This is a genomic window from Candidatus Stygibacter australis, assembly GCA_030765845.1.
Classification (GTDB): domain Bacteria; phylum Cloacimonadota; class Cloacimonadia; order Cloacimonadales; family TCS61; genus Stygibacter; species Stygibacter australis.
In genome coordinates this window covers 1-9,308 of the sequence record JAVCDJ010000153.1, presented here as the reverse complement: position 1 = coordinate 9,308, position 9,308 = coordinate 1, and the positions used below count along the sequence as shown (strand labels likewise).

At 39.2% G+C, this 9,308-nt stretch carries 4 protein-coding genes; 1 reads left to right on the top strand and 3 read right to left on the bottom strand.

Annotated elements, in window-relative coordinates; translation table 11 throughout:
• Positions 1-415: 415 nt before the first annotated feature.
• Entirely contained in the window at positions 416-1,459 is a 1,044-nt protein-coding gene (gene corA, locus RAO94_07675) for a magnesium/cobalt transporter CorA (protein MDP8322213.1), read from the top strand.
• A 272-nt stretch (positions 1,460-1,731) separates the two neighbouring features.
• On the opposite strand, the gene RAO94_07670 is transcribed toward corA, so the two are convergent.
• From RAO94_07670 to RAO94_07660, 3 genes are all read right to left on the bottom strand, one after another.
• On the bottom strand, positions 1,732-4,287 hold the full coding sequence (locus tag RAO94_07670) for a FlgD immunoglobulin-like domain containing protein (protein ID MDP8322212.1): 2,556 nt from the start codon (positions 4,285-4,287) through the stop codon (positions 1,732-1,734).
• A gap of 72 nt (positions 4,288-4,359) precedes the next feature.
• Positions 4,360-7,029, bottom strand: a complete 2,670-nt coding sequence (locus RAO94_07665; protein MDP8322211.1) for a right-handed parallel beta-helix repeat-containing protein — start codon at positions 7,027-7,029, stop codon at positions 4,360-4,362.
• A gap of 232 nt (positions 7,030-7,261) precedes the next feature.
• Positions 7,262-9,308, bottom strand: a 2,047-nt coding sequence (locus tag RAO94_07660) for a T9SS type A sorting domain-containing protein (GenBank protein ID MDP8322210.1), incomplete at its 5' end; no start/stop codon positions are given.

The window sequence follows — 9,308 nt, the reverse complement described above, 5'->3', positions numbered from 1 at the left end:
CTGAGCCAGGATCAAACTCTCCATTATAAATTTCTGTATCCTAAACTCTCACTCATCATACACTTCTATTTTTTTTCTTTCACTTATAAAGACCAGAGCCAAAAGGCCCACCCCGCATCAGCAAGGTTTGGCAAACATCAATGATACCCCTTTTCATGTCAATAAATTTATTTTATTTATTAACTTTTTATCACTTTTTTTGGACAACCTATTTACCTAATTTCTTGATATATAAGAAAATCTAATTTTTTAATCTTTTTTCCCGTATTATCAACTATCTCTTCTTTTTTCAAGAATTTTAGTAAATCTATAAGAATTTCCCAGCTTTCACTTGACACTTCTCACGTATTGCAGAATTTAAAAGGAAAGGGAAAAAATTCAGCGAGGTAAAATTATGAGCAGACAATTACAGAAAATGAAAAATCGGATCGGGCTGGCTCCCGGTACAATGGTGCATATAGGCAGTCAGAAAGCCGAATCCACCGGAATATCTCTGATTGATTATGATCCTGCCACTGTCACAGAAAAGAAGCTTAATTCAATCAATGAAGTATTTCCTTCCTTTCAATCTGAAATTATCTCGTGGACTAACATCGATGGCTTGCATAATATGGAACTTTTTACTGAGTTAAGTAAAGAATTGAAGCTTCATCCCTTGCTCATGGAAGATATTCTTGATACAGGTCAAAGACCCAAACTGGAAATTTATAGCGATCATCTGCTGGTAATTCTGAAAATGATAACCTGGAATGACCAGGACAAACGCATTGATTTTGAACAGGTCAGCTTTGTACTTGGTAAAAACTATCTCCTTTCTTTTCAAGAGCATCAGGGAGATGTGTTTGAACATGTGCGTCAACGTATCCGCAATCCTCAAAGCCGTATCCGCAAAATGAAAACTGACTACCTGCTCTATTCTCTGCTGGATGCCATCGTGGACAGTTATTTCCTAATGCTCAGCACAGTTGGCGACCAGATAGAAGAATTGGAAGAAGAGCTAATCGAAAATCCCTCCAACGATATTCTCTCCACCATCCATCATCTCAAACGTGATGTCCTTTTCCTCCGTAAATCAATCTGGCATCTACGGACTGTGATCAGCAATTTGAATCGTGAGGATTTTCAATATATCACACCCGAACTGCATACTTATCTGAGAGATCTATATGATAATACAGTGCAGGTAATGGATACAATAGAAACCTATCGTGAGATCATCTCAGGGATGCTGGACATATATCTTTCCAGTCTCTCCAATCGCATGAACCAGGTAATGAAAGTTCTCACTATATTTGCTGCCATTTTCATCCCACTCACTTTTGTAGCCGGAGTTTATGGCATGAATTTCCATTATATGCCGGAGCTTAGTTATAAATGGGCATATCCCATCTGGTGGGTATTTGTGATCATTATCACCGTCGGGATGGTTATCTATTTCAAGAAAAAGAAATGGATGTAAAAGCTTCGCAGAAGTAAAATCATCAACCGCCCCTACCTTGCGAATGGTCGCCAGACCTCCGCAATGGTAGCATCATCCTCCGCCATTATTACATCTTTTGAAACCCTAAACAAGCTCAAACTGCCCAACCATTTCAAAGGCACAAGACCATTTGAAAAGTCTTATCTTCTCCACCGCCCTCACCTTGCGAATGGTTGTCAGACCTCCGCAATGGTAGCCACATCCAACGCCTTAATTACATTTTACAAAATCCAAAACACATCACAAATCCCTCACTTCATCAAAACTATTTTTCTCCACTGCCCCTTCTGCTCGTCTATATCCAGCCTGATGAAATAAATTCCAGAGCTTACTTTACGCCCTGCATTATCTGTCCCCTGCCATACTAATTTCTGCTCTCCTGCTGCACGTATTTCGTTTAATAGAGTTCTCACTTTCTGTCCCTTCACGTTATAAACTGCCAGTTTCACCTTGCCTGACTGCTGAATATAAAAAGCTATTGTCGTCTCTGGATTAAAAGGATTGGGATAATTGCTAATTTTACATTCTTGTCCGCCTGGGTGGATTACATTTTCAATTTTAAATTCGTCAGTCTCGACCATCCCATACTCAAAAGCTCCCATATCAGGTGTTGAACCATAATATTCATCTTCATCAACATCTATCAGTACCGTATTAATAAATTCATAATAATCAATACCTGCGTCAATACAGGGTGAATCCTCCTGCAAAAGATAGCTTTCATTCTCTGGGTCAACAAAAAGCGGATCAGCATCAATATTACCCTCCATCCAGAAGACATTGGCATTATCATTTGTTATCAAAGCATCAATCCCACCTCCAATATCACTGTATCCGACCATTATTTGATTTGCCACACCAATATGATAGGAACACACTTGATGAGGGAGATTTTCCCAGAGTATACTATTTAATATCATTACCGATGAATGTTGAATACAAAAAACACCTCCACCATTGATTAAAGCCATATTGTGGATCAAACTTGATCTCACCAGGCTTAGATTTGAGGAATTATTTAAGTAAACTGCTGCTCCGCTATTTGTGGCACTGTTATTTGCGATCAATACATTATCAAGAAAAGGATCGCATAAATAGGCATATAATCCGCCCCCATAGTCTGCTGAATTATTAATGATCTCTCCTCCTGTCATAGTCATATTCAGATAAGAGCCATAACAATATATTCCCCCAGCTCTATCCGCAGAATAGTTTCCCTCAATAGAAGAATCGATAATTTCTAAATTCACAGTTCCTTCACAGCAAATGCCTGCTCCATACCCCAGGCAGACATTATTTCTAATAATAACATCTTCCAGATGAATATCTCCATTGCTATATATTCCACCACCATCATTGATAGCATAATTTTCTTCTATCACAACATTATCAAGATCAGCGCTTCCATAAGCTACATATATTCCTCCTCCAATGCCTTTTTCTGCATCAAAGGATAGATTATAGCTTATTTCCACATTCTCCATTTCCAGATTTGAATAATGACCATAAATCCCTCCTGCACCTACAGAAGAATTATTGGTGATTATCACATTATATAATACTAAATGTGATCCTGACTGACTATATATCCCTCCACCATCAAAAGAAGCATAATTATCTCTGATGGTTACATTCTCTAAATATAAACTCGCATCATTCTCACATAGAATTCCACCCCCAGCATTATATTCCCCGTTTATTAAGGTTGCATTCATGAGCGATACGCATTGGTCATCATATATTCGAATAACCGAGGAAGTATTCTCTGCATCCAGGATCACAGAATCTTCATCTTCACCTGATAAAATGACGTAATCTGGTATTTCTACGGGAAATACTTCATTATTAGCTGAAGGACTATAAATACCTGGTAATAAGTGTATTGTGCGCACATGCGAACTGTCTGCCACGATTTTCGTGCTGGCATGATGAATAGTCTGCAAAGGCTGGTCAGGGGTATAGCCATTATTACTATCATCCCCATCAGGACTCACATACAGATCTATTTCCCAGGGGTTATGAAGACCATGCTGGATACTGAAAGTGAAATTGTCTAATGGAGACGCATGAAATTCCTCTGGTTCTGATACTGTAAAAGTATCTACATACACTGATATTTCTATTTCTGAATATATATCATTTCCTGAATCGCTATCGGTCAGATTGTTATCGTAAATACTGCATAAATACTCATTGCTGAATACTATAAGCCCGGTATCACTACATGCCAATCCACCACCTGTGTTTCTTCCTGAATTGTTTTTGATTGTTACACTTTCCAAAACTAATTCAGAATTTTGACAATATATTCCTCCCCCTGCATCATTAGCATGATTATCGCTGATAATTGTATTATTAATGCTCAAATTGGAATAACTACAATAAATTCCTCCTCCCCACTGAGGAGATTCATTATTCTCTATGATCAACGATTCCAGTACAGAATCCTGCACATACCAGCATATTATGCCGCCCCCGCAATAAGCATACCCATTCCTGATCGTAAAACCAGCTAATTCACTATTACTGCTGAACTGCACAACATTGAGTTCTTCATTGCCATCAATTACTGTCTGATATATATAACTGGTATCCTGAGTTGTGCAAAACCATGAGCCTACAGTTATTCCTTTCCCATTAAAATTGATATTCTCCAAATAAGTTCCAGGTGCCACGAGTACACGATCTCCATCAACTGACTCATCAATCCCTTCCTGGATCGTTGCATAGTCTTCTGGCACATTAATGGTTACTGCCCCAATTCCAATTGCCAGTAAACAAAATACTAACAATATCACCGGCTTCATTCGTCCTCCAATTTATTGATCTCCTTGCTAACTGAGTTAACCTTGTTAACATTGTTGACAAAAGACTTCTGCTTACTTCATCAGTATGATCTTCTTTATCAATCTATCCGTTTTGCTTTGAAGCCGCACAAAATATACTCCAGAACTCACCGGATTACCTCTATCATTTCTGCCATCCCAGATTAGACCATTTTCTCCTGCGGACATAATCTCATCAGCCAGTACCTTCACTATTTGACCTTTCACGTTATAAACTGCCAGTTTCACATTTCCTGGCTGCTGCACATAAAATACTATTGTCGTTTCTGGATTAAAGGGATTAGGGTAGTTAACCAGGTAATTGAGTACGGGTATAATTTCATCTGGTTCCTCAGCATTAGCGTCATGTTCATAGCAGCCCATATCTGGTGCCAAGCCAGAATATTCAGCTTCTCCAATATCTACCAGCACTTCATCAAGCCATTCAAACCAATCAATCCCGCTATCCACGCAGGGCGACCAGGAAACCAGTCTATAATCACCGGCTTCGGCATCGACAAATATCGGGTTAGCCTCTATATTGCCCTCCAGCCAGTTGATTTCCACATCATGAGTATTCCAGATACTGGCTTCACCTCCTCTTATATCGCTATATGCCACCAGCAGCGGATCATCAAAATCCTCTGATTGATTTGTCCATAACTCCACTTCTGAGTTATTATAGCAGATACAGTTTATAAGCTTCAACCCGGAATGCGTGTCGCAATGAAGCACATATCCTTCCACACAGTTATTATCTGCTATCGTAGTATTTGTGATCAGTATTTCAGAATAGCTTTTTGATTCCAGACAGCCATCTGATCCCCATTCTCTCAGAAATGATGTATTACCGGTGATCTGGCAGTTATTAACTATTACTTCTGAATCATTTGCATAGATCGCACTACCGCTGTAACTTGAATTATCATGTATTTTCACATTTTCCAATTCACAGCGGGATTCATTGTAAACATTCAGAGAACCACCGTACACATGATTCACATTATCTCTCAGCACGGCATTCTCTATTCTCAGATCACTATTATCCAAATAAACTGCTGCTACATAAAATTGATTAAGTACAGCAGCATCAATCAAAGTATTCCTAATCGTTAAATCCCTTATGCAGCAGCTATCCACTTCGATATAATAAAAGATCATACTGCTGCCTTCGGCATCAAGAACTGTAGCTTCTGCTCCTGCTCCACAAATATTCACTTTGCTAAGCCCTACTATAGGAAACACTTCATCACTCGAATTATTCCCATAAACTCCTGCTGCCAGGTGTATCGTCAGCTCTTCTTCTCCTGGAATTATTTTCCGGGCTGCCATATCAAGTGTTTTCAAAGCCGATGCCCATGATAGCCCACTACTAGAGTCATCACCATCTGGTGATACATATAGATCAGCATTCTCCTGCTCCAACAAGCCATGCAAAATATCAAATTCCAGATCATTAACAGGATATACATAAGCCCCAGTAGCCATAGCCACCGTCATTGTATCAAGATATACTGTACCTGATCCATACTTACTATAGACATCATCACCCAGTATTGCCTGGTTCATATAAATACTATTCAGATCTACTGAATCCATAACTGCTGTACAATTGCTCCAGTACAACCCTCCCCCCAGCACTCTTGCTCGATTATACCTGATACTGTTTCCAGAAATAAGACATCCTTCTGATCCGATTTCAGAGATACCTTTTGATATTCCGGCTCCAGTTTGAGCAATATTGCCTTCAATAATATTATCAGAGATTATTGCATAATCTGAATCACTGCAATATATTCCTCCACCATGAATAGAACTGTTTCCAGTCAGGAGATTATCCGCTATTGTTATTCCTTCTCCACCTCTCAGTGATATACCCCCACCAGAAGAAGATGAACTCGAATTCTGGTTTATCTCATTTCCGCAGATCACACCTCCCTCACATCGATCTGAGTAAATACCACCCCCTCCTCTCGGTGAAGAATTTCGCTCTATTAAATTATTGTTCAGCTGAAAATTTTCACATAGCTTGTAACAAATACCACCTCCATCGCTTTCAGAGCTGTTACCTGCTATTATGTTGTTTTCTATTGTGCTGCCCGTATCATAATGGCAAAATATTGCTCCTCCATCCCCTGTGTTCCGATCTAAATCATAAGCTTTATTAGCAATGATCTCATTATTGGCTATCACAATAACTGAGCCATTCAAAGATGCGATCGCGCCACCATTACCTGCCAGATTATCGCTCAATCGGCAATTGGTTATCACCACACTTAAGCAGCTATCTGCACGTACTGCTCCCCCGCAATTAGATTGCATTTCTTCACCAACTGCCTTGCCATATTCCAACCGGTTGTATGACAATACATTATCAATACTGGCATCACAGTGATCAAATAATATTCCACCCCAGCCTCCAGCCGGAGTGCTGATATCACTGAACCCAGTTGTATCACTCACCGTCCAGTATATCGAATCAGTAATTGTCCCTTCAGATTGCAAACTTCCATACACAGTTAAACTATAATTATAGATAAATATGATCTCCACTGCCGGCTCAATCTGCAAGCATTCTCCATTGGCAATAGAAATATTATTATGGATCATATAAGGCGAACCTGCCTCAGTCCAGACGCCATTCACCTCGCCACCCAATATTATAGTTTCACCCATCAGCCCACAGATCATAAATAGTGTAATCCAAAATATCAAAACTCTCATTCGCAATACTCCCTAACAATTAATCGGCAATTCATTCCATTTAAGTCAATCATTTCATCAATACTATATCTCCCAAAATAAGCTATACGTTAAGGCGATGTACTCATCAGAAACGCCTGCCCCGATTTGTCGGGGACTTGAGGGCAACAGATATTACCTGGATACTATCCAAACTGCCAACCAATCTTAAGTCAATCCGGAAATACCATCTTAACTCAATATACCTCGCACTTTATTTCATTAGCATGATCTTTTTATTCACTACTTCATTTCTGCTCTTTAGTCTGAGAAAATATACTCCTGAACTCACTTTCCTGCCGTTCTCATTCCTGCCATCCCAGATCAAGCTGTTTATGCCTGCCGGGAGGATTTCATCTGCAAGAAGCTTAACGAGTTGACCCTTTAGATTATAGATTGATAGATTCGCATGTCCCGTTTCCGATAAATTAAATACTATCTGTGTCTCAGGATTAAATGGATTGGGATAATTACTAATTTTACATTTTACATTTTCAATTTTAAATTCGTCAGTCTCTGCCATCCCATACTCAAGAGCCCCCATATCTGGTGCTTCTCCCCAGTATTCCTCCTCGTCCAGATCTATTAGCAAAGTACTATAATATTCATAATAGGCAATTCCTGCATCGATGCATGGTGAATCCTGCTGCAAAAGATAGCTGCCAATAGCAGGGTCATTAAACATAGGATCAGCATCAATATTCCCATCCAGCCAGATAACATTATCATTATCATTCGTAATCAAAGCGTCATTTCCACCATCAATATCTGAGTAACCCACCAATATTTGATTAGCAGCACCAACCGCATAACAATACAACTGATGAGGGAGATTGTTCCATAATATGCTGTTTATTAACTGAATTGAAGTCGCATGATAACAGAATATACCTCCACCATCGATAGTTGCAAAATTATTTACAATGCTTGTATTCTGGATATTCAGATCAGAATTATTGTATAAATATAATCCTGCCCCATTATTAAATGCAGAATTATCACAAATAAGCATATTCCTGAGGAAAGCATTCGTTATAATGATATGCAGTCCACCACCATTATAAGCTGTGTTATTCATCACTCTTCCACCCAGCATGGTGAGATTTGATTCAGAGCAATACATGCCACCACCACTACCAGTAGCATAATTATCCTCAATTATTATATTTTCCGATTCTATAATAGTCTCATTATCAGCATACATACCGCCACCATTTGTCAGGCAAACGTTGTTGGTTATAGATACATCTCTCATTTCCAGATTACTGCCAGACATATATTCAGGATCACAACTACTATATATTCCTCCCCCACTTATGGCGGCATAGTTATTATCTATAACCACATTTTCCAGATAGGCATTGCTGGAATATAGATGTATTCCTCCGCCATATCCATCGCTGTAATCGTCCTGGAAAGCAAGATTATTACTCACAGTGGAATTATACATTTCCAGAGTCGCCTGAAAGCATTGTATCCCACCTGCTCCTTGTGAAGTGTTATTAGTAACAGTAACATTCTGCAGAACTACCTGCGTAGCGTAAGAACAAAATATCCCTCCGCCATCATGAGAAGCATAATTATCTCTGATAGTTACATTCTCTAAATATACTCCGATATCTGCAGAACACTTTACTCCTCCGCCATTTAGAGCCTCGCCATTTATCATTGTCACATTCATGACCTGCTTATCACCTTCACCATCCATTATCATTACGCCGGAACCACCCTCAGCATCTAATATCACATCTGCTTCAATGCTGCCAGATAATATTGTGTATTCATTTAATAGTATCGGGAAATACTCACTATTGGCTGAAGGACTGTATATTCCTGGCAATAAATGTATTGTGCCAGGATGCAGGCTATCGACTTTGATAAGACTGCTGGCAAATTTGATTGTCTGCACGGGATCATCGGGGCTTATACCACTATTGGCATTATCACCATCAGGGCTGACATAAATATCGTCTTCCACCTGATCATGGAAGCCGTGCTGAATAGAGAATGTGAAGTTATTTATAGGACCAGCATGATAACTCGTAGGTTCCAGAACTGAGAAAGTATCAACAATCACATTCAATTCTACCTGAGAAAAAATATCATTTCCATAACTATGACTATTAACATGATTATCATAGATATTACATGGATTTTCACTACTGAAAAAAACACTCCCTCCACCCTGGTAATATATCCCTCCACCACGAGAATCAGCCGTATTATACCTTATAGTAACGCCTTCCAGATACACATTTGAA

Excerpts from the sequence above, each read along its gene's own strand:
- corA (MDP8322213.1), top strand. The coding sequence starts at position 416 with ATGAAAAATCGGATCGGGCTGGCTCCCGGTACAATGGTGCATATAGGC.
- RAO94_07670 (MDP8322212.1), bottom strand. The coding sequence starts at position 4,287 with ATGAAGCCGGTGATATTGTTAGTATTTTGTTTACTGGCAATTGGAATT.
- RAO94_07665 (MDP8322211.1), bottom strand. The coding sequence starts at position 7,029 with ATGAGAGTTTTGATATTTTGGATTACACTATTTATGATCTGTGGGCTG.